We start from the raw sequence: 19,983 nt of genomic DNA, 5'->3' as shown, positions 1-19,983 counted from the left end.
CCCCGCGGAGTTCCGCCCCCGGCCTCTACCGGGGCTCTCATCCCGCCGCAGGCTCCCCCGCGCATGGGCTCGCCGGGCACCTTCGGGCCCCGCGCGGACACCCCTGCGGCGCACCGGGCCGGGTCCGGGGCCGCTCCCCGACCGCACTGCCCGTGCCGCCCGTACCGCGTACCGCCGCCTTCCAGGGCTTCGGTCCCGCACCCCGCTGCCGCAGGCGACGCCCGTAGGCGGGTCCCACCGCGTACGGCCCGCGACCCGGGCCGGGGCTACCCCGCCGTGCCGGCCGCAGGCACCGCGTGCACGAGGAGATGGCACGGCATGCCTACTTTCTGGTTTCGGAAGTATTTTGTCGTCCAACCTTTGATCGATCATCGATCGGAGACTTACAGTCGGTCGAGGAGGTAGTTGCCATGCAGAGTCAGCTCGACCAGCTCCCCGACCGCGACCCGCAGGAGACCGCCGAGTGGCGGGAGTCCCTGGACGCGGTGGTGCGGCACGCCGGGCCCGACCGGGCCGCGCAGGTGCTGCGCCGTACCGTCGCGCACGCCGGGGACGCCGGTCTGGACGTGCCGTCATTGCTGGAGACGCCGTACGTCAACACCATCCCCACCGCCGCCGAGCCCGAGCTGCCCGGCGATCCCGGGCTGGAGCGGCGGGTCGCCGCGTGGAACCGGTGGAACGCCGCCGCCATGGTGACCCGCGGGTCCCGGTTCGGGCTCGGGGGGCACATCGCCACCTTCGCCTCCGCGGCCTGGCTCTACGAGACCGGCTTCAACCACTTCTTCCGCGGCAAGGACGACCCCCGCGCCCCCGGCTCCGGCGACCAGCTCTACATCCAGGGCCACGCCTCCCCCGGCATCTACGCCCGCGCCTTCCTCGACGGCCGGCTCACCGAGGCCCACCTCGACCGGTTCCGCCAGGAGGCCGCGCCCGGCGCCGTCGAGGGGCTGCCCTCGTACCCGCACCCGCGGCGGCTGCCGTGGCTGTGGGAGTTCCCGACCGTCTCCATGGGCCTCGGCCCGATCTCCGCGATCTACCAGGCGCGGTTCAACCGCTACCTCGCCAACCGCGGCATCAAGGACACCTCCGCCAGCCACGTGTGGGCCTTCCTCGGCGACGGCGAGATGGACGAGCCCGAGTCGACCGCCGCGCTCGCCCTCGCCGCCCGCGAGCAGCTCGACAACCTCACCTTCGTCATCAACTGCAACCTCCAGCGCCTCGACGGCCCCGTACGCGCCAACTTCAAGGTCGTACAGGAGCTGGAGGCCCAGTTCCGCGGCGCCGGCTGGAACGTCGTCAAGTCGCTCTGGGGCTCCGCCTGGGACGAGCTGCTCGCGCTCGACACCACCGGCGCGCTCGCCCGCCGACTGCGGGCCGTGCCGGACGCGCAGTTCCAGACCTACGCCACCCGCGACGCCGCGTACATCCGCGAGCACTTCTTCGGCGCCGAGCCCGCGCTCGCCGAACTGGCGAAGCTGCTCAGCGACGACAAGATCCTCGACTGCTTCCACCTCTCCCGCGGTGGTCACGAGCCGCGGAAGGTCTACGCCGCGTACCGTGCCGCCGTCGCGCACGAGGGCGCGCCGACCGTGATCCTGGCGCAGACCGTCAAGGGCCACACGCTCGGCAAGGGCTTCGAGTCGCGCAACGCCAACCACCAGATGAAGAAGCTGACCGGCGCCGAGTTCCGCGACATGCGTGACCTGCTGGAGCTGCCCATCCCGGACAGCGCGCTCGACGGCGACCTCGTGCCGTACGCGCACCCCGGCCCCGACTCCCCCGAGGTGCGCTACCTCCAGGAGCGCCGCGCCGCCCTCGGCGGCCCCGCGCCGGCCCGCCGGGTGCACCCGGCGGCGCTGCCGGAGCCGGCGGCGAAGCCGTTCGACGCGCTCAAGAAGGGCTCCGGCAGCCAGGAGATCGCGACGACGATGGCGTTCGTCCGCCTGGTCAAGGACCTCATGCGGGACAAGGAGACCGGTCGCCGCTGGGTGCCGGTGGTGCCGGACGAGGCCCGTACCTTCGGCATGGAGTCGCTCTTCCCGAGCGCCGGGATCTACTCCCCGCGCGGGCAGAACTACGACCCAGTCGACCGCGACCAGCTCCTGTACTACAAGGAGGCGGCGAACGGGCAGATCCTCAACGAGGGCATCACGGAGGCCGGTTCGCTGGCGTCCTTCACGGCCGCGGCCACGTCGTACGCGACGCACGGCGAGCCGATGATCCCCTTCTACATCTTCTACGCGATGTTCGGCTTCCAGCGCACCGGCGACCAGTTCTGGGCGCTCGCCGACCAGTTGGGCCGCGGCTTCGTCGTCGGCGCCACCGCGGGCCGCACCACCATGACCGGCGAGGGCCTGCAGCACGCCGACGGCCACTCCCCGCTGCTCGCCTCCACCAACCCCGCGGCGCTGATCTACGACCCGGCGTTCGCGTACGAGGTGGCGGTCATCGTCAAGGACGGGCTGCGCCGCATGTACGGCGAGGCCGCCCCCGGCGAGGACCCGGACGTCTTCTACTACCTCACCGTCTACAACGAGCCGAAGGTCCAGCCCCCGATGCCCGCGGGCGTCGAGGAGGGCATCGTCCGCGGCCTCTACCGCTACCGGACCGCCGACTCCCCCGCCGGCTCCACTGCCGGGGCCGCCGCCGAGGACGCCCCGCGCGCCCAGGTGCTCGCCTCCGGCACCGCCATCCACTGGGCGCTCGACGCCCAGCGACTGCTCGCCGAGGACTGGGGTGTCGCGGCCGACGTCTGGTCCGCCACCTCCTGGAGCGAGCTGCGCCGTGACGCCCTGTCCTGTGACGCGGCGCAGCTTCGCGGCGAGGACCGGGTCCCCTACGTCACCCGTGCTCTGGAAGACGCACCGGGCCCGGTTCTCGCCGTCAGCGACTGGATGCGGCAGGTGCCCGACCAGATCGCGCAGTGGGTCCCGCAGGAGTACACCTCGCTGGGCACGGACGGCTTCGGCCTCTCCGACACCCGCGAGGCGGCCCGCCGGCACTTCGGGGTCGACCCGGAGTCGATCGTGGTGGCGGTGCTGGACCGGCTGGCGCGGCGAGGCGAGGTGAAGAAGGAGACGGTCGCGGCGGCGGCGGCGAAGTACGGGCTGGCCTGAGGCCGGACCCGAGCCCGAGCGCTGCGGCGTACGACGTACGGGCCCGGCCTGCGGGGATGCAGGCCGGGCCCGTACCGGCCGCGGGGTCGTACCCCGATACGGCCGCCCGGTTCCCGTCCGGGCGCCCGCCCGGGGCTAGTCCGGCTCGTCCGGGAAGCTGCGCAGCTTCAGCAGCGCCGCGACCAGGCCGCCCCAGACGATCACGATCGCGACGACCAGCATGACGATGGCGCTCGCCGACATCAGTTGCCCTCCTTCGCCGGTTCCAGGTCCTCCACGGGCCGTGCCTCCGGCGCCCGGCCGCCGATGTCGCCGTGGTGCCGCCAGGGGACCAGCGCGGCCAGCACGCCGACGAGCAGCGCACCGGCGGCGACGCCCCAGCCGGCCCAGCCGAGGAACGAGCCGGGGTAGCCGCCGTAGTTCTCGTCCAGCTCGGTGCGCAGACTGTCGACCATCATCCAGCCGAGCACCAGCGGGGTGACGAGCCCCAGGCACACCAGCCACACCCGCCCCATCCGCACCGCGGACGTGGCGTTGGCGTCCCGCTGGAGCAGCGGCAGCCGGCGCAGCACCCAGGCCACGACGACGACCGACACGAGCCCGGCGAGCACGATGCCGTACTGGTTGATGAAGTGGTCGGCGGCGTCGAGCAGCGTGAGCCCGCCGTCGTTGGCGAACGCCAGCACCGACACCGCGGTGAGCACGCCGCCGACGATCGCGACGGCCGCCCTGCGGGACAGACCCGTACGGTCCTCGACCGCGGCGACCTGCACCTGCACGATGCTCACCAGCGAGGTCAGGCCGGCGATCACCAGCGACAGGAAGAACATCACGCCGAAGAACGCACCCCCCGGCATGCTGGAGATGATCGCCGGGAACGCCACGAACGCCAGCCCGACGCCCGAGGTCGCCAGCTCGTTGACGCCCACGCCCTGCTGCGCGGCCATGAAGCCGAGCACCGAGAACACGCCGATGCCGGCCAGGATCTCGAACGAGCTGTTGGCGAAGCCGGCGACGAGCGCCGAGCCGGACAGGTCCGACTTGCGGCCCAGGTACGAGGCGTACGTGATCATGATGCCGAAGCCGATGGACAGCGAGAAGAAGATCTGCCCGTACGCGGCGACCCACACGCTGCCCTCGCCCAGCGCCCCCCAGTCCGGCTTGAAGAGGGCGTCCAGGCCCTCCCCCGCGCCGTCCAGGGTGACCGCGCGGACCACGAGGATGCCGAAGAACACCAGCAGCGCCGGGATGAAGACGCGGTTCGCCCACTCGATGCCGCGGCGCACGCCGAGCCAGAGGATGACGAGTGTGACCAGCCACACCCCCAGCAGTGGCCACATCACGCCGGGTACGAAGGTGGAGACGGTGCCGGGTTCGCCGGACTTGAGGAAGTCCTCGGAGAAGAAGGCGTTGGGGTCGTCGCCCCACGACTCGTCGATCGAGAAGCCGACATAGCGGACGGCCCAGGCCAGGATCACCGCGTAGTACGCGGAGATCACGAAGCAGATCGCCACCTGCCACCAGCCGATGGCCTCGGCGGGGCGGGAGAGCTGCCGGTAGGCGCCGGGCGGGGAGGAGCGGTAGCGGCGGCCGATGACGTATTCCATGATCAGAAGCGGGAGTCCCGCCGTCAGCAGCGCCACGAGATACGGCAGAAGGAAGGCGCCGCCGCCGTTGTCGTAGGCGACATAGGGAAAGCGCCAGATGTTGCCGAGACCGACCGCGGATCCGATCGCGGCGAAGAGGAAGCCTGCCCGGTTTCCCCAACGCTCACGAGGCTCGTTGGACATATAAAACTCTCATGTTCTTTGGTGCAGTACCGAAGGACGGTATCAGGACGCTGCAAGATGGCTGGCATGCGCGCCGCCCGCCTCATCCACCTCGTTCTGCTCCTCCAGTCCCGTCCCTCCATGACCGCCGCCGAGCTGGCGGAGCGTCTGGAGGTCTCCGAGCGGACCGTCGCCCGGGACGTGCAGGCGCTCGGGGAGGCGGGGGTGCCGGTCTACGCCGACCGCGGGCGGACCGGCGGCTACCGGCTCGTCGGCGGCTACCGCACCCGGCTCACCGGCCTGGGGCGGACCGAGGCGGAGGCGCTGTTCCTGTCCGGAGTGCCGGGCGCGCTGCGGGACATGGGGCTGGCGGACGCGGCGTCCGCGGCGCGGCTGAAGGTGTCGGCGGCGCTGCTGCCGGAGCTGCGCGGCGCCCCGGAGAGCGCGGCGCAGCGGTTCCACCTCGACGCGCCGGGGTGGTGGCGGGAGCCGGACGTGCCGGAGCTGCTGCCGGCGGTGGCGGAGGCGGTGTGGGCGGACCGGACGCTGGCGGTGACGTACCGGCGGCGGCCGGCGGCGGAGGCGGTGGAGCGGGAGGTCGAGCCGTACGGGCTGGTGCTGAAGGCGGGCGTCTGGTACCTGGTCGCGCGGGTGCCGGGGGCGGGAGGCGCGTACCGGGTCTACCGCGTGGAGCGCTTCGAGCGGGCCGCGGCCGTCGGCGGCGGGGCGGGCTTCGAGCGGGACGAGGAGTTCGACCTGCCGGGCTTCTGGGCGGAGCGGGCCGCGGCGTTCGCGCGGTCGATCCTGCGGGACGAGGTGACGCTGCGGCTCTCCCCCGACGGCCTGCGGCGGCTGCCGCACGTCACGGACCGGCTCGCCGCCGAGGACGCCGTGGCGGGGGCCGGCGAGCCCGACGAGCGGGGCTGGACGGCCGTCCGGCTGCGGGTGGAGTCCGTGGACGTGGCGTACACCCAGCTCCTCGCCCTGGGTCCGGACGCGGAGGTGCTGGGGCCGCCGGAGCTGCGCGCGCGGTGCGCGGCGGCGGCGGCCGCCAGCGCCGCGCGCTACGGCCGGAGCCGGTAGCTCTCCGGGTCGCCGGGGTCCTCGCCGGCCATGGCCTTACGGAAGTACGGCCAGCTGTCCGGCACGGTGCCGTCGGTGTCCGTGAACCCGTACTCCTTGGCGACCTGCCCGCTGTAGAGCGACTGCCCGTTCCACCGCGCCTTGTCCGGGTCCGCCGCCAGCGCCGCCACCGCGCGGCCGACGAGGGCGGGGGTCTCGGAGAGCGCGAAGTGCTTGTCCTTGGCGATCGCGTCGCGCCAGTTCTCCTCGGCCACACCGAAGTGGTCGAGCATCTGCTCGGAGCGCAGGAAGCCGGGGGTGAGGGAGAGGGCGGTGGCGCCGGCGTCCTTCAGCTCGTGGCTGAGGCCGAAGGCCATCCGGATCGGGGCGTTCTTGGTCAGGTCGTAGAAGAACATCTCGCGGTACGGCTTGTTGGCCTCCGCGGTGCCGTCGGTGATCTCGACCACCAGCCCGCCGCCGGTGCGCAGCAGCAGCGGCAGCGCGCAGTGGCTGGTGATGATGTGGGTCTTGACCCCGAGTTCCATCATCCTGAGGCCGCGGTCGAGGTCGACCTCCCACATCTTCTTGCCGAACTCGACGAGGTGCTCCCCGCCCCAGACGTCGTTCACCAGCACGTCGAGCCGGCCGTGGTCGCGCTCGATGCGGGCGACCAGGTCCCGTACCTGATCGGCTTCGAGGTGGTCGACGCGGACCGCGACGCCCTCGCCGCCGGCCGCGGTGGCCAGCTCGGCGGTCCCCTCGATGGTCTCGGTGGTGCGGCCGACCTCGCTGACGTGCTGCCGGGTCGTACGGCCGGTGGCGTACACGGTGGCGCCCAGCGCGCCCAGGCCCACGGCGATGGCCCGGCCCGCGCCCCGCGTGGCGCCCGCGACCAGGGCGACCTTCCCGCGCAGGGGCTTGTCCGCGGTGTGGGGTACGGGCTTGTCTCGGTTCTGCTCTTCGCTCATGGGGACCACCGTGACAGCGAATCCGGACATCTTCTGTCTGGTTTTCCGGGTCACTGCTGCGGGTCGGTCCTCCGGGTCGGTCCCGCCGGTCAGTCCTCCCGGTACAGCGCCCACAGCTTCGGGTACCGCCGCGCCAGCACCCCGGCGTCCTCGAAGTCGATCGCCTCTCCCACCGGCTCCGCCGGCCCCTCGGGCAGCCCCAGCTCCGGCAGCTTCAGCCCGGTCAGCCGCTCGTACGCCTCGTCCGCCACGTACGCCAGGTCCTCCCCCTCCCCGTCCGTCTCCTCGTCGAAGTCCTCCAGCAGGTCCGCGAGGTCGTCCGGCTCGTGCAGCGCCCCCTCGAAGACCGTCCGGCCCTGGCCGACGAGCCAGCCGCGGAAGGAGTCGAAGGCGTCGTCGCTGACCCCGTCGAGCAGCACCCACGCGGCGCCCCACAGGTCCATGCGGTACGCGCGGTTCATCCGCGACTCGAAGTGGCAGGCGAAGTCGGTCACGGCGTCCGGTTCGAGGCCGGTCAGCCGGTCCACGAGCAGGTCGGCCTGCTCCGCGGGGTCGCCCTCGGCGGTCTCGCGGGCGGCGTCGATCAGCTCCCAGAACTCCGACTCCTCCATCACGGATCCAGCATCTGCCCTCCGGCGCGCGCACGCACGCGGAGCGGCGGAATCGGGAGGTCCCGGAGGGGCCGGCGCCGGGGGTGGGGCTCGTACCGGATCGTGCTGGGGGCGCGCGGGTCAGAGGAGCGTGCGCCCCATAAGGACGTCGTCCGCGTACGTGCCGTCCAGCAGGAACTCCTCCGGCAGCACCCCCTCCACCGCGAAACCCTCCGACTCGTACAGCCGCCGCGCGGGTGCGTTGTGCCCCAGCACGCGCAGCGTCAGCCGCCGCGCACCGGCCGCGCGGGCGTGCTCCGCGCCCGCCCGCAGCAGGGCCCGCGCGACGCCGGCGCCGCGGACCTCGGGGGCGACGACGAGGCCCTGGATCTGGCGTACGTGCCCGTTAACCGCCAGGGACGTCGGGGGGACGACGCAGATGTAGCCGACGACGCGGGCGGGGGCGGGGGCGGCGGGGTTCGCGCCGGGCAGTTCGGCGACGAGGTAGTCGTCGGGGTTGTGGCGCTCGTCGAAGAACGGTGCGCCGGTGTCGGGCGGCGCGGTCACCGCGTGCAGGTGCGACCAGGTCCGGGTGTCCAGCTCGCGGAGCAGATCCCCGTCGGCGGCCATCGCGGGACGTATCCGCAGCTCGCCGCCACCGACCGCCCCGCCGCCGTGCACGTCAGTCATGCGCTCACTGTGGCACGAGCTGCCGGAGCACGGCACATGAGGGCAGGATGGGCCCATGCGCATCGCGGTCTCCGGCTCTTCCGGACTCATCGGCTCCGCCCTCGTCGGCTCGCTGCGGACCGACCGGCACGACGTCCTGCGGCTGGTGCGGCGGGAGGCGAGCGCGCCGGACGAGGTGCGGTGGGATCCCGGGAAGGGGTACGTCGACGCCGGCCGGCTCGACGGCTGCGACGCCGTCGTGCACCTCGCCGGCGCCGGCATCGCCGACCGGCGCTGGACCGAGAGCTACAAGCGGGTGCTGCGCGACAGCCGGGTGCTGGGCACCGCTGCCGTCGCCGACGCCGTCGCCTCCCTCGACCGGCCGCCGTCCGTCTTCGTCTGCGGCACCGCGATCGGCTACTACGGCGACACCGGCGACCGCCGCGTCGACGAGACCGCACCGCCGGGGCGGGGCTTCCTCGCCGACCTGTGCCAGGAGTGGGAGGCGGCGACGAACGCGGCGGAGGAGGCGGGGATCCGTACCGTCCACGCCCGTACGGGCCTGGTGGTCTCCCGCAAGGGCGGGGCGTGGGGGCGGCTGTTCCCGATCTTCCGTGCGGGTCTCGGCGGGCGGCTCGGCAACGGGCGGCAGTACTGGAGCTTCATCTCCCTGCACGACCACATCGCGGCGCTGCACCACCTCATCGACACGGAGTCCCTTGCCGGGCCGGTGAACCTCACGGGCCCGGAGCCGCTGACCAACCGCGAGGTGACGGCGGCGATGGGGCGGGTGCTGCACCGGCCGACACCGTTCCCGGTGCCGGCGGCCGCGCTGCGGGCGGCGCTGGGCGGGTTCGCGGAGGACGTGATCGGCAGCCAGCGGGTGGTGCCGCGGAAGCTGCTCGACTCGGGGTTCGCGTTCGCGTTCCCGGGGATCGAGGAGGCGCTGCGGGCGGCGCTGCGGGGCTGAGGGGACGGGGGCTCGGCGGGGATCCGACAGGACTCGGCGGGGGCTTTCCTGAGGCTCGGGCGAGGGCTCTGCGGGGGCTCTGCGGGGGCGGTGTCGCGGCTGGTTGCGCCGGGTGTGCGTCAGTGCCCTTGTGGTGCGCACCTGGCCGGCGCCACCATCCGACCTATCGTCATCGGAACGCGTCCACGGGGGAACGCGGATACGACCATGCCCAGTTGGGCATCAAACAGGCGTCCGGCGGCATGAGAGAGCGCTCGGCCGCGGACGCACAACCCCGGGAGGCACCCGTGCCCCATGCCGCAGGAAGCACGGACCCCGTCGACGTCGTCGTCGTAGGCGCAGGACTCGCCGGTCTCTCCGCGGCCCAGCACCTGGTCGGAGCGGGCCTCGACGTGACCGTGCTGGAGGCGGACGAGCAGGTCGGCGGGCGGATGACCACCGACCACGTCGACGGATTCCGGCTGGACCGCTCGCTGCAGTTGCTCAACACCTCGTACCCGGAACTGCGTCGCCTGCCGGGGCTCGCGGAGGTGCCGCTGTGCCCGCTCGACGGGGACGTGGTGGTCTGCGCGGGCGGGCGGCGGCAGCGTATCGGCGGATCGAGGAGCACGGGGGGCGCGTTCACGAGGGCGAGCGCGTTCGCCAGCGCCGCGCGTGCGCCCCGGGGCGCCGTCATCGACCAGGCGTGGCTCTCCACGGCGCTGGCCCGGCTGGCGAGCGTACCCACGGGGCGGCTGCTGGCCCGGCCGGAGCGGCGGGCCGCGGACGCGCTGGCGGCGCGCGGGCTGCCGCCGCGGATGGCGGCGGGATTCCTGCGGCCGCTGCTGGTGGCGCTGCTCAACGACCCGGCGCTGACCACGTCGAGCCGCTCGGCGGACCTGGCGCTGCGGGCGTTCGCGCGGGGGCGGCTCTGCCTGCCTGCCGGCGGGGCGGGGACGGTGCCGCGGAAGCTGGCGGCTGCGCTGCCACGCGGGACGGTGCGGACGGGGGTGCGGGCGGTGTCGGTGTCGACGACCGCGGTGCGGACGGAGGGGCACGGGGTGCTGCGGTGCCGGTCGGTGCTGGTCGCCACGGGCGCGCGGGCGGCGGCGGGGCTGCTGCCGGGGCTGCGGCTGCCGGGGTTCCACCCGGTGACGGTGCTGCACCACAGCGCCCCGGTGGAGTCGGTGCCGGGCGGGGACGGGCCGGCGGTGGGCGAGGACGGGGCGGACGGTGTGCCGGCGGGTGCCGGCGAGGCGCGTCAAACCGGGGTACGGGGGCCGGTCCCGGGCGGCGGGCGGCAGGCGGCGCTGCTGGTGGACGCGGAGGGGGCGCGGGGTCCTGTGTCGCACACGGCGGTGGTCAGCGGCGCGGACACGTCGCGGGCGCCGCGGGGGCGGGCGCTGGTCAGTTCCGTGGTGCTGGGCGAGGACGCGGGCCGGCCGGCGCGGGTGCTGGACAAGTCGGCGCGGCGGCAGTTGAGCGAGCTGTACGGGACGTCGGCGTTCGACTGGGAGCTGGTGGGAGCGCACCACGACCCGGAGGCGATACCGGCGATGCCGGCGCCGCACGACCTGCGCCGGCCGGTACGGGTGCTGTGCGGCCTCTACGTCTGCGGCGACCACCGCGACACGAGCAGCCCCCAGGGCGCCCTGCGCTCGGGCCGCCGCGCCGCCCGAGCCCTCCTCCGCGACTTCGGCCTCACCCCGGCCACGACCACGACGGCCATCCCGGCAGTCGCCTAGCAGGAACGGTTCTCCACCCCCGGAGCGATGCTCGCCACCGAGAGCACCGCTCCGGGGCGGGAACACCGCTCTGCGGTGAGAGCACTGCCCCGCGACGGAAGCACCGCTCCGGTGCAGAAGCAGCGCTCCGGTTTCGGAGCACTGCTCCGGTCCCGGAGCAGTGCTCCGAAACGAGACCACCGCGCCGGGAGAGCGGCACCCCGAACCGGGAGCACCGCCCGCCGCGCGCCACTCCCAACCGCGAGCACCGCTCCGGGACGAGCGCACCCGGTCCGCGCCGGCAACGCGCCGCGCGAGAGCAGTGCTCCGAAGCGAGAGCACCGGCAGCAAGAGCACCGCTCCCGAAACGCGCGCACCCACCGCCCCGCTACCGCCCCGCACCCCGCGGTCGCGGGGCAGGCCCGCCTCACACCGCCAGGGCCGCGACCCGCTCCCGGTACGCCCGCACCGGAGGTGCGTCGCGGTACGGCTCCAGGCGGCGTTCGAAGTCGCGGACGTACTCCGCCGCCCGGGCCGACCGCATCTCCGCCGCCTGCTGCGCCGCCTCCGCGCCCAGCACGCACGCCTGCTCCACCTCGCCGAGCCCCAGCCGCGCCGTCGCCAGCACCAGCCGGCAGAAGACCCGGCTGCGCGCGAATCCCGCCGCCCGAAGCTGCAGCGAGCGCTCCGCGTGCTGCGCCGCCGCCCGGTACTGCTGGAGGTCCCGGTGGCAGTGCCCGAACTCGTCCGCGAGCTGCGCCTCGTCGAAGAAGCGCGCCCAGTGCGGCGCCTCCTCCCCCGGCCGCGCCGACTCCAGCGCCCGCTCCGCCCGCGCCAGCGACGTCGTGCAGGCCCGCACCTCGCCCAGCAGCCCGTGCCCGCGCGCCTCCGCGGCGTGCAGCAGCGCCTGCACCACCGGCGGCGCGCCCCCGCCGACGCCCTGCTGCGCGACCCGGGTCAACTGCACCGCCTCCCGGCCGTGCCCCAGGTAGACCGCCTGGCGGCTCATCGTCACCAGCACGTAGCTGCCGTACGCCCGGTCCCCCGACGCCTGCGCCAGCCGCAGCGCCTGGACGAAGTACCGCTGGGCCAGCCCGTGGGCCGCGATGTCGTACGACGTCCAGCCCGCCAGCCGCGTCAGGTCCGCGGCCGCGGAGAACAGCCGCCGCCCCGTCGCCTCGTTGTACGTGCCGCGCAGCATCGGCTCGACCTCGTGCTCCAGGTACCGCACGAGGGCCTGCCGGGCGTGCCCGCCGCCGTAGGCGTTGTCCAGCGCCCGGAACATCTCGGCGACCGACCGCATCGCCCCGATGTCCCCCTGGGTCACCCGCTGGCCAGGCGCCCGCGCTCCCGGGCCGCCCCAGCCGGGCCCCGGGTCGCCGCGCCCGGCGGCCACGCCGGCACCGCCGACGCCTCCGGGACCGCCCGCACCCGCCATGCCCCCGGGCCCGCCCGAAGCACCCGGCCCCGCGCCGACACCGGCACCGACGGCGACACCGCCGAGGCCCACCCCGGGACCGCGCCCCTGCGCCGGCACCCGCACCGCGCCGGGCGCCCCCGGCAACACCGCAGAACCGGGCGCACCGCGCTGCTGCTGCAGCTCCCGCGCCACCTTCTCGTCCGGCCTGCCGATGAGCCAATCCCGGCTCGGCACAACTAGACCCGCAGGAGTGAACGCGATCTTCCGCAGTTCCGCCTGACTGCCCGTGTCCTTGCGCCACAGCCCGCTCACGATGTCGATCGCCTCGGTGGGCGTCGCGGCGAACTCAAGTCCGGCGTACACGGGTGCGCACGCGTCGAGCCCGAGGTCCTGCGCGGTCAGCCGGCGGCCCAGCCGCCGGGTGAACACCTCGGCGATCAGGGCCGGTGTCGTGCCGCGCGGCTGCTGGCCGCGTAGCCACCGGGTCACCGATGTCTTGTCGTACCGCAAGTCGAGGCCGTGTTCGAGCCCTAGCTGATCGACTCTGCGGGCGAGCCCCGCGTTGGAGAACCCGGCCTCGGAGATGAGGGCCGCGAGCTGGCGGTTGGGGGGCCGCTGTGAAGGTCGTTCCGTCGTCACCTGTGGGGTCTCCTGCCTGGCCTCCGGGAACGGCGCGAATGTAGCGGCGAAACAAGCCTCACTCGCCGCTTTCGTCCCAGCTTCATTCGATCGTGTGAGGAGACCTGGGTGCAGGGCGGGAACGTATACCGCCGTACAGTGGCAGAGGGTCGGCTGGAATACCGCTGGCCGCATATGCCGGGCGGAGGCACACACGCCGCCCGGCGCGAACTGCGCGAACAGCGCGAGGAGGGCACCGTGGGCGAGCTGCGCTTCGTTCACCTGGGGTTCGGCGAGAACGCCGTGGAGTACCTGGAGGCTTGGCAGGAGCAACGGCGCGTGCACGCCGCCCGCTTCGCCGAGGAGATCCCCGACACCTGTCTGCTGCTGGAGCACCCGCCGGTCTACACCGCGGGCCGCCGCACGGCCGAGGACGAGCGCCCGCTCGACGGCACCCCCGTGGTGGACGTCGACCGCGGCGGGAAGATCACCTGGCACGGTCCGGGACAGCTCGTCGGCTACCCGATCCTGAAGCTGCCGCGCCCCGTGGACGTCGTCGCGCACGTACGCCGGCTGGAGGAGGCCCTGATCCGCGCCTGCGCCGACTTCGGCCTGGCGACCACCCGGGTCGAGGGCCGCAGCGGCGTCTGGGTGCTGGGCGACCCCGTCGAGCAGCGCGCGGAGCTGGGCGGGCTGGCGCTTGACTTCGACCCCCGCCTCTCGGACGAGGAGTACGACCCGCGCCTTGCCGGTCCCGAGTACGCGCCGTCCAACGCCGGCCAGCGCCGCGAGGACCGCAAGCTGGCCGCGATCGGCATCCGCGTCGCCAAGGGCGTGACCATGCACGGCTTCTCGCTGAACTGCAACCCGGACAACACCTGGTTCGACCGGATCGTGCCGTGCGGCATCCGCGACGCGGGTGTGGCCTCGCTCTCCGGGGAGCTGGGAAGAGACGTACCGGTGTCGGAGGTTCTCCCTGTCGTGGAGAAGCATCTGCGCGAGATCCTGGAGACGGCAGAGCCGCTCCCCCGCGCGGTCTGACTCCCCATTTCAGAGGCGTACGCTGGAGAACGCCGAGGAATCGAAAGCTAGGAGCCCGGACGTGTCCGCTGTCGCACCCGACGGTCGCAAGCTGCTCCGCCTGGAAGTCCGCAACAGCCAGACCCCCATCGAGCGCAAGCCCGAGTGGATCAAGACCCGCGCGAAGATGGGGCCCGAGTACAACGCGCTGCAGAAGCTCGTCAAGGACGAGGGCCTGCACACGGTCTGCCAGGAAGCCGGCTGTCCCAACATCTTCGAGTGCTGGGAGGACCGCGAGGCGACGTTCCTGATCGGCGGCGGGCAGTGCACCCGGCGCTGCGACTTCTGCCAGATCGACACCGGCCGCCCCGACGAGCTGGACCGCGACGAGCCGCGCCGGGTCGCCGAGTCCGTCCAGCGCATGGAGCTGCGGTACGCGACGATCACCGGCGTCGCCCGCGACGACCTGGAGGACGGCGGCGCCTGGCTGTACGCGGAGACGGTGCGCCAGATCCACGCCGTCGCCCCCGGTACGGGCGTGGAGCTGCTGATCCCCGACTTCAACGCCGAGCCGGAGCAGCTCGCGGAGGTCTTCTCCTCCCGCCCCGAGGTGCTCGCGCACAACGTCGAGACCGTCCCGCGGATCTTCAAGCGCATCCGCCCCGGCTTCCGCTACGAGCGGTCGCTGGAGGTCATCACACGGGCCCGCGAGGCCGGCCTGGTGACGAAGTCGAACCTCATCCTGGGCATGGGCGAGGAGCGCGCGGAGGTCAGCCAGGCGCTGCGGGACCTGCACGAGGCGGGCTGCGAGCTGATCACCATCACGCAGTACCTGCGGCCGTCGCCGCGGCACCACCCGGTGGAGCGGTGGGTGAAGCCGCACGAGTTCGTGGAGCTGCAGCAGGAGGCCGAGGAGATCGGCTACGCGGGCGTCATGTCCGGGCCGCTGGTGCGGTCCTCGTACCGGGCGGGACGGCTGTACAAGCAGGCCATGGAGAGGCGCGCGCAGCCCGCGGCGTAAGCCCGCGAACCGGGCCGGCAGCGCCGCCGGCCCGGAGCGCCCGGCGGTCTTCACCCCGCTTTGACCGCCGGGCCACGCGCTGGTAACACCACGGGGTGAGCATGGATCCCAGCTTTGACTTCCCGACCGCCGAGGGGGGCCGTCGTGCCGTCGTCACCGTCGTCGTTACCATCCTGGCCGCCGCACCGGCCCACCGTCGCCGGGTTGCTGCGCACGATCGAGGGAGTGCTGCTCCGCGGCGAGCAGCGCACCGCACGGCGTAACGCCTGGGACGCCGTTCTGGAGGACCGCCGCCGGGCCAGCGCCCGCCGGGAGTCGGAGTCGGCGGTGTCGCAGGCGGACCCGCCCGCGGGCGGTACGTCCGCTCTGCCCCGATAGCCACCCCGCCCCGGCGCCGCCGGCACCCCGCCCGCGTCCCGGCGCCGCCCCGATCCGGCCATCCGGTGCCGGGCCCGGTCTGACCTCGGGCCCGGCTGGCCGTAGAATTCGCGGCATGGCCAGCAGTGAACCCACACCCGAGAACACCGGGCGTCTGAAGCAGATCGCCCTCACGTACAAGATGACCAGGCGGGCCGACCCCAAGGTCGGTCTGATCGTCGCGGGCGTGGGCATCCTGGTCCTCGGCGCCGCCCTGGGCATCGGCTTCCTCATCGGGCACCCGATCTACCTGGGCATCGTCGGTTTCCTGCTCGCGCTGCTCGGCATGGCGATCGTCTTCGGCCGGCGCGCGGAGGCGGCGGCGTTCGGGCAGATGGAGGGCCAGCCGGGCGCGGCCGCGGCGGTGCTGGACAACATGAAGCGGGGCTGGACCGTCACCCCCGCGGTGTCGATGACGCGGCAGCAGGACGTCGTGCACCGGGCCGTGGGCAAGGCGGGCATCGTCCTGGTCGGCGAGGGCAACCCGAACCGGCTGAAGGGCCTGCTGGCGGCCGAGAAGAAGAAGATGAACCGGGTGGTCGCGGACGTGCCGGTCCACGACATCGTCGTCGGCAACGACGAGGGCCAGGTGCCGCTGAAGAAGCTGCGGGCCACGCTGGTGAAGCTGCCGCGGGTGCTGCAGGGCCCCCAGGTCACGCAGGTCAACGACCGGCTGAAGGCGCTGGGCGACCTGATGAGCAACATGCCGATCCCGAAGGGGCCGATGCCGAAGGGCATGCGGATGCCGAAGGGCGGCGGCAAGCTGCGCTGAGCGCGGCGGATCGCGTACGGGTACGGGGAGGGCCCCGGGAGGGGCATTGAGACCGGGCGCGGAAGGCCCGGCTCAGGAAACCCGGACGCGGAGGTCCCGGCTCAGAAGGACCGACGGGACGCGGAAAGCCCGGAGCCAGATGGGCCCGGGCTCAGTACCGGACCTCGCTCGGACCTCGGGGACATCCCTCAGCCCTCGCTCAGAACCCGCTCAGAACCGCACCTCGACGGCGCGGGCGACCCGGTCGTGCAGCCCGCGGGTGTCGCGGTCGAAGACGACGGCGGGGATCAGCAGGCAGAGCAGCACGGAGCGCACGATGGTGCCGACGAAGCCGAGCCGGGCGCCGCTCTCGGCGACGACGCGGATGCGCATGATCCGCTTGCCCGGCGTGAAGCCGAGGGTGCCGACCAGCAGTACGGTCATCACGAAGAAGACGACCATGGTCCACAGCCCGAGCGACCGGCTGTCGCCGCCGGCGAACAGTCCGTAGGCGATGAGCTGGCACAGCAGCCAGTCGACGACCAGCGCCGCGATCCGCCGGCCGACCGGCGCGACCGAGCCGGGCCCGGTCTCGGGCATCCCGAGACGCTGGCCCCGGTAGCCGAAGTCGACGCCCATGTCCTCGGCCGCCGAGCGGGGGCCGGAGAGCCACGAACCTATTGCTTGCCGCTTCTCCGCGTCATCCACGCATCCACGGTACTGCCCGGCACGCGCGGCCCCTCCTCGCCCCCTGCCGACGGCCCCGGACCGCATACGATTCCGGCCACCCGGGGGGCTGCCGGGGCCGGGTTCCCGGGCCTGGCCGGGGGCCGTGGTTAACATCGGCGAAACAAACGGGTCATGCCCGAGAAATCCCGGGTGCCTAGGCTCGGGCGAGCATGCCGGCACGCCGGCAGGCGCACCTCGCACAGGCTCTGCAGGCTTACCCGTCCCCTCGCGGCGGGACATAGGAGGAGTGGGATGTTCCAGAACGCCGACGAGGTCCAGCAGTACATCGCGGACAACGACGTGAAGTTCGTCGACGTGCGTTTCTGCGATCTGCCGGGCGTCATGCAGCACTTCACGGTGCCCGTGGACGTCTTCGAGCCCGACGGCCAGCTCATGTTCGACGGCTCGTCGATCCGTGGCTTCCAGGCCATCCACGAATCCGACATGGCGCTCGTGCCGGACCTCACCACGTCCCGCCTCGACCCGTTCCGCAAGGACAAGACGCTCAACATCAACTTCTTCATCCACGACCCGATCACCGGCGAGCAGTACAGCCGCGACCCGCGGAACGTGGCCAAAAAGGCCGAGGCGTACCTCGCCTCGTCCGGCATCGCGGACACCGCGTACTTCGGGCCGGAGGCGGAGTTCTACGTCTTCGACGACGTCCGCTTCGAGACGAAGGCGAACGCCGGGTACTACCACATCGACTCCGAGGCGGGCGCCTGGAACACCGGCGCCGTGGAGGACGGCGGCAACCGCGGCTACAAGGTCCGCTACAAGGGCGGCTACTTCCCCGCCCCGCCGGTCGACCACTTCGCCGACCTGCGCGCGGAGATCTCCCTCGAACTCGCCGCGTCGGGCCTCAAGGTCGAGCGCCAGCACCACGAGGTGGGCACCGCGGGCCAGGCGGAGATCAACTACAAGTTCAACACGCTGCTGGCCGCGGCGGACGACCTGATGCTCTTCAAGTACATCGTGAAGAACGTCGCCTGGCGCAACGGCAAGACCGCGACCTTCATGCCCAAGCCCATCTTCGGCGACAACGGCTCCGGCATGCACTGCCACCAGTCGCTCTGGACCGGCGGCGAGCCGCTCTTCTACGACGAGCAGGGCTACGCGGGCCTGTCGGACACCGCCCGCTACTACATCGGCGGCATCCTCCGCCACGCCCCGGCGCTGCTGGCCTTCACGAACCCGACGGTGAACTCGTACCACCGCCTGGTCCCCGGCTTCGAGGCCCCGGTCAACCTGGTCTACTCGCAGCGCAACCGCTCGGCGGCGATCCGCATCCCGATCACGGGCGCCAGCGCGAAGGCCAAGCGCATCGAGTTCCGCGCCCCGGACTCCTCGGGCAACCCGTACCTGGCCTTCTCCGCGATGCTGCTGGCGGGCCTGGACGGCATCAAGAACAAGATCGAGCCCGCCGAGCCGGTCGACAAGGACCTCTACGAACTGGCCCCCGAGGAGCACGCCGCGGTCCCCCAGGTCCCGACGAACCTCCCGGCCGTTCTGGAAGCCCTGGAAGCCGACCACGAGTTCCTCCTCCAGGGCGGCGTCTTCACGTCCGACCTGATCGAAACGTGGGTCGACTTCAAGCGCACCCAGGAGATCGAGCCGATCCAGCTCCGCCCGCACCCGCACGAGTTCGAGCTGTACTTCGACATCTAAACGGGTGACCTGGGCGGAAGCCCCGGAAAGCGGCTGTGACCTGGGAAACTCTGCTCTTTGGCTCCCACTGTCACCCCTGGCTTCCCACCCTCTTGTGCACCGGGTGTGCACCGCCCAGTCGATTCTCTGACGTGACCTCAGCAACGCTACGAGGGCCGCTACCCCACGGTCGGGGTAGCGGCCCTCATCGGCTTACGAAGACGGGTCGAGCGGGAAGCCGGGGTACAGAGGCGCCTCTCTGACCTGGGATTCTCGGCAAGGTCGATGTTCACATGACCTCGGCCACGTGGCCAGTTATTCCGCGGTCTTCCCTGTCTGCCCCTGGCGAACTACTCAGGTGCCCACGCCGTCGCTGCTGGAGGTTCGTTCATTGAGCCGGGGCACGCTCGGGGGCTTCTCCGGAAAACTCCGCGGAGGTGAACTTGCGGCGCCAGGCGAGGGAGACGTACACGAGCGCGACGAGCACGGGCACCTCGATGAGGGGGCCGACGACGCCGGAGAGGGCCTGGCCGGAGGTGACGCCGAAGGTGGCGATGGCTACGGCGATGGCGAGTTCGAAGTTGTTGCCGGCAGCGGTGAAGGCGAGAGTGGCGGTGCGGTCGTAGGCCAGGCCGATCGCCTTGCCGAGGGCGAAGGTGCCGAACCACATCAGCGCGAAGTACACCAGCAGCGGCAGCGCGATCCGCACGACGTCCAGGGGCTGCGAGGTGATGGTCTCGCCCTGGAGGGCGAAGAGGAGCACGATCGTGAACAGCAGCCCGTACAGCGCCCAGGGGCCGATGCGGGGCAGGAACCGCTGCTCGTAGTCCGCGCGGCCGAGGCGGCGTTCGCCGATGCGGCGGGTGAGGAAACCGGCGAGCAGGGGGACGCCGAGGAAGACGGCGACGTTGGCGGCGATCTTCCAGACTGAGATGTCCAGGTGCTCGCCGTCGCCCAGGCCGAGCCAGCCGGGGAGGATGTCGAGGTAGAACCAGCCGAGCAGGCCGAAGGCCAGTACCTGGAAGACGGAGTTGAGCGTCACCAGGACGGCGGCGGCTTCGCGGTCGCCGCAGGCCAGGTCGTTCCAGATGATGACCATCGCGATGCAGCGGGCGAGCCCGACGATGATCAGGCCGGTGCGGTACTCGGGCAGGTCCGGCAGGAAGATCCAGGCGAGGGCGAACATCACCGCCGGACCGACGAGCCAGTTGACCACCAGGGAGGCGGCCATCAGCTTCCGGTCGCCGGTGACCGCGTCGAGACGGTCGTAGCGGACCTTGGCCAGCACCGGGTACATCATGACCAGCAGGCCCAGGGCGATGGGCAACGAGATGCCGCCGATCTCCACCTTCGCCAGCGCGTCGTCCAGCCCGGGGACGAGGCCGCCCAGGCCGAGACCGGCGGCCATGGCCAGCAGGATCCATGCGGCGAGGAACCGGTCGAGCGTCGACAGCTTCCCGACCACGGACGCCTCTGTCCCGGCCCCGGGGCTGGTGGCGGGGGTCGAGGCCAT

The 19,983-nt window shown here is 72.8% G+C and carries 17 protein-coding genes; 9 read left to right on the top strand and 8 right to left on the bottom strand.

Translation table 11 applies throughout. The features are described from left to right. The first annotated feature begins 410 nt into the window (after positions 1–410). On the top strand, positions 411–3,116 hold the full coding sequence (aceE, locus tag CXR04_RS27600) for a pyruvate dehydrogenase (acetyl-transferring), homodimeric type (RefSeq protein ID WP_101424939.1): 2,706 nt from the start codon (positions 411–413) through the stop codon (positions 3,114–3,116). A gap of 135 nt (positions 3,117–3,251) precedes the next feature. On the opposite strand, the gene CXR04_RS27595 is transcribed toward aceE, so the two are convergent. Together CXR04_RS27595 and CXR04_RS27590 are read right to left on the bottom strand one after the other, a co-directional pair. Continuing rightward, positions 3,252–3,359, bottom strand: a complete 108-nt coding sequence (locus CXR04_RS27595; RefSeq protein WP_101424938.1) for a methionine/alanine import family NSS transporter small subunit — start codon at positions 3,357–3,359, stop codon at positions 3,252–3,254. After that, positions 3,359–4,906 carry a sodium-dependent transporter gene (locus CXR04_RS27590; protein ID WP_101424937.1) on the bottom strand — a complete coding sequence of 516 codons (1,548 nt, stop codon included), beginning with the start codon at positions 4,904–4,906 and terminating at the stop codon, positions 3,359–3,361. Before CXR04_RS27590 ends, CXR04_RS27595 begins: the two co-directional genes overlap by 1 nt. A 66-nt stretch (positions 4,907–4,972) precedes the next feature. Here CXR04_RS27590 and CXR04_RS27585 point away from each other — a divergent pair, with 66 nt between their 5' ends. Beyond that, positions 4,973–5,968, top strand: coding sequence for a helix-turn-helix transcriptional regulator (locus tag CXR04_RS27585; RefSeq protein ID WP_101424936.1), 996 nt, complete (start codon positions 4,973–4,975; stop codon positions 5,966–5,968). Here the strand turns inward: CXR04_RS27585 and CXR04_RS27580 are convergent. From CXR04_RS27580 to CXR04_RS27570, 3 genes are all read right to left on the bottom strand, one after another. Then, positions 5,950–6,915, bottom strand: coding sequence for an SDR family oxidoreductase (locus CXR04_RS27580; RefSeq protein WP_101424935.1), 966 nt, complete (start codon positions 6,913–6,915; stop codon positions 5,950–5,952). The two genes, CXR04_RS27585 and CXR04_RS27580, sit on opposite strands and share 19 nt — an antisense overlap. 89 nt (positions 6,916–7,004) lie before the next feature. Continuing rightward, positions 7,005–7,526 (bottom strand): DUF4240 domain-containing protein, encoded by a 522-nt coding sequence (locus CXR04_RS27575; RefSeq protein WP_101424934.1) that lies wholly within the window; start codon positions 7,524–7,526, stop codon positions 7,005–7,007. Between the two features lie 120 nt (positions 7,527–7,646). Then, positions 7,647–8,195 (bottom strand): GNAT family N-acetyltransferase, encoded by a 549-nt coding sequence (locus CXR04_RS27570; RefSeq protein ID WP_101424933.1) that lies wholly within the window; start codon positions 8,193–8,195, stop codon positions 7,647–7,649. A gap of 55 nt (positions 8,196–8,250) precedes the next feature. On the opposite strand from CXR04_RS27570, the gene CXR04_RS27565 reads away from it, so the two are divergent. Continuing rightward, positions 8,251–9,144, top strand: coding sequence for a TIGR01777 family oxidoreductase (locus tag CXR04_RS27565; RefSeq protein WP_101424932.1), 894 nt, complete (start codon positions 8,251–8,253; stop codon positions 9,142–9,144). A 287-nt stretch (positions 9,145–9,431) separates the two neighbouring features. Beyond that, entirely contained in the window at positions 9,432–10,868 is a 1,437-nt protein-coding gene (locus CXR04_RS27560) for an NAD(P)/FAD-dependent oxidoreductase (RefSeq protein ID WP_101424931.1), read from the top strand. Between the two features lie 406 nt (positions 10,869–11,274). Here the strand turns inward: CXR04_RS27560 and CXR04_RS27555 are convergent, their stop codons facing one another. After that, positions 11,275–12,906, bottom strand: a complete 1,632-nt coding sequence (locus tag CXR04_RS27555) for a regulator (RefSeq protein ID WP_101424930.1) — start codon at positions 12,904–12,906, stop codon at positions 11,275–11,277. Between the two features lie 237 nt (positions 12,907–13,143). On the opposite strand from CXR04_RS27555, the gene lipB reads away from it, so the two are divergent. From lipB to CXR04_RS27535, 4 genes are all read left to right on the top strand, one after another. Next, a complete protein-coding gene (gene lipB / locus CXR04_RS27550; RefSeq protein ID WP_101426638.1) occupies positions 13,144–13,926 on the top strand; it encodes a lipoyl(octanoyl) transferase LipB in 783 nt (260 codons plus the stop codon). Between the two features lie 61 nt (positions 13,927–13,987). Beyond that, positions 13,988–14,926, top strand: a complete 939-nt coding sequence (gene lipA / locus CXR04_RS27545; RefSeq protein WP_101424929.1) for a lipoyl synthase — start codon at positions 13,988–13,990, stop codon at positions 14,924–14,926. Positions 14,927–15,130: 204 nt separating this feature from the next. Further along, complete coding sequence (locus tag CXR04_RS35345) at positions 15,131–15,304, top strand: hypothetical protein (RefSeq protein ID WP_199850541.1); 174 nt, start codon at positions 15,131–15,133, stop codon at positions 15,302–15,304. Between the two features lie 115 nt (positions 15,305–15,419). Continuing rightward, positions 15,420–16,115 carry a DUF4191 domain-containing protein gene (locus tag CXR04_RS27535; protein WP_018837591.1) on the top strand — a complete coding sequence of 232 codons (696 nt, stop codon included), beginning with the start codon at positions 15,420–15,422 and terminating at the stop codon, positions 16,113–16,115. Between the two features lie 210 nt (positions 16,116–16,325). On the opposite strand, the gene CXR04_RS27530 is transcribed toward CXR04_RS27535, so the two are convergent. Continuing rightward, positions 16,326–16,802 carry an RDD family protein gene (locus tag CXR04_RS27530; protein ID WP_101424928.1) on the bottom strand — a complete coding sequence of 159 codons (477 nt, stop codon included), beginning with the start codon at positions 16,800–16,802 and terminating at the stop codon, positions 16,326–16,328. Between the two features lie 273 nt (positions 16,803–17,075). Here CXR04_RS27530 and glnA point away from each other — a divergent pair, with 273 nt between their 5' ends. Then, complete coding sequence (glnA, locus tag CXR04_RS27525; RefSeq protein ID WP_101424927.1) at positions 17,076–18,491, top strand: type I glutamate--ammonia ligase; 1,416 nt, start codon at positions 17,076–17,078, stop codon at positions 18,489–18,491. Positions 18,492–18,858: 367 nt separating this feature from the next. Here the strand turns inward: glnA and arsB are convergent, their stop codons facing one another. Next, the gene (gene arsB, locus CXR04_RS27520) at positions 18,859–19,983 is read right to left on the bottom strand and encodes an ACR3 family arsenite efflux transporter (RefSeq protein WP_101424926.1); all 1,125 of its coding nucleotides are present in this window, start codon (positions 19,981–19,983) and stop codon (positions 18,859–18,861) included.

The sequence above is a fragment of the Streptomyces sp. CMB-StM0423 genome (genome assembly GCF_002847285.1).
Lineage (GTDB): Bacteria > Actinomycetota > Actinomycetes > Streptomycetales > Streptomycetaceae > Streptomyces.
This window is presented reverse-complemented; position numbering and strand designations above follow the sequence as displayed.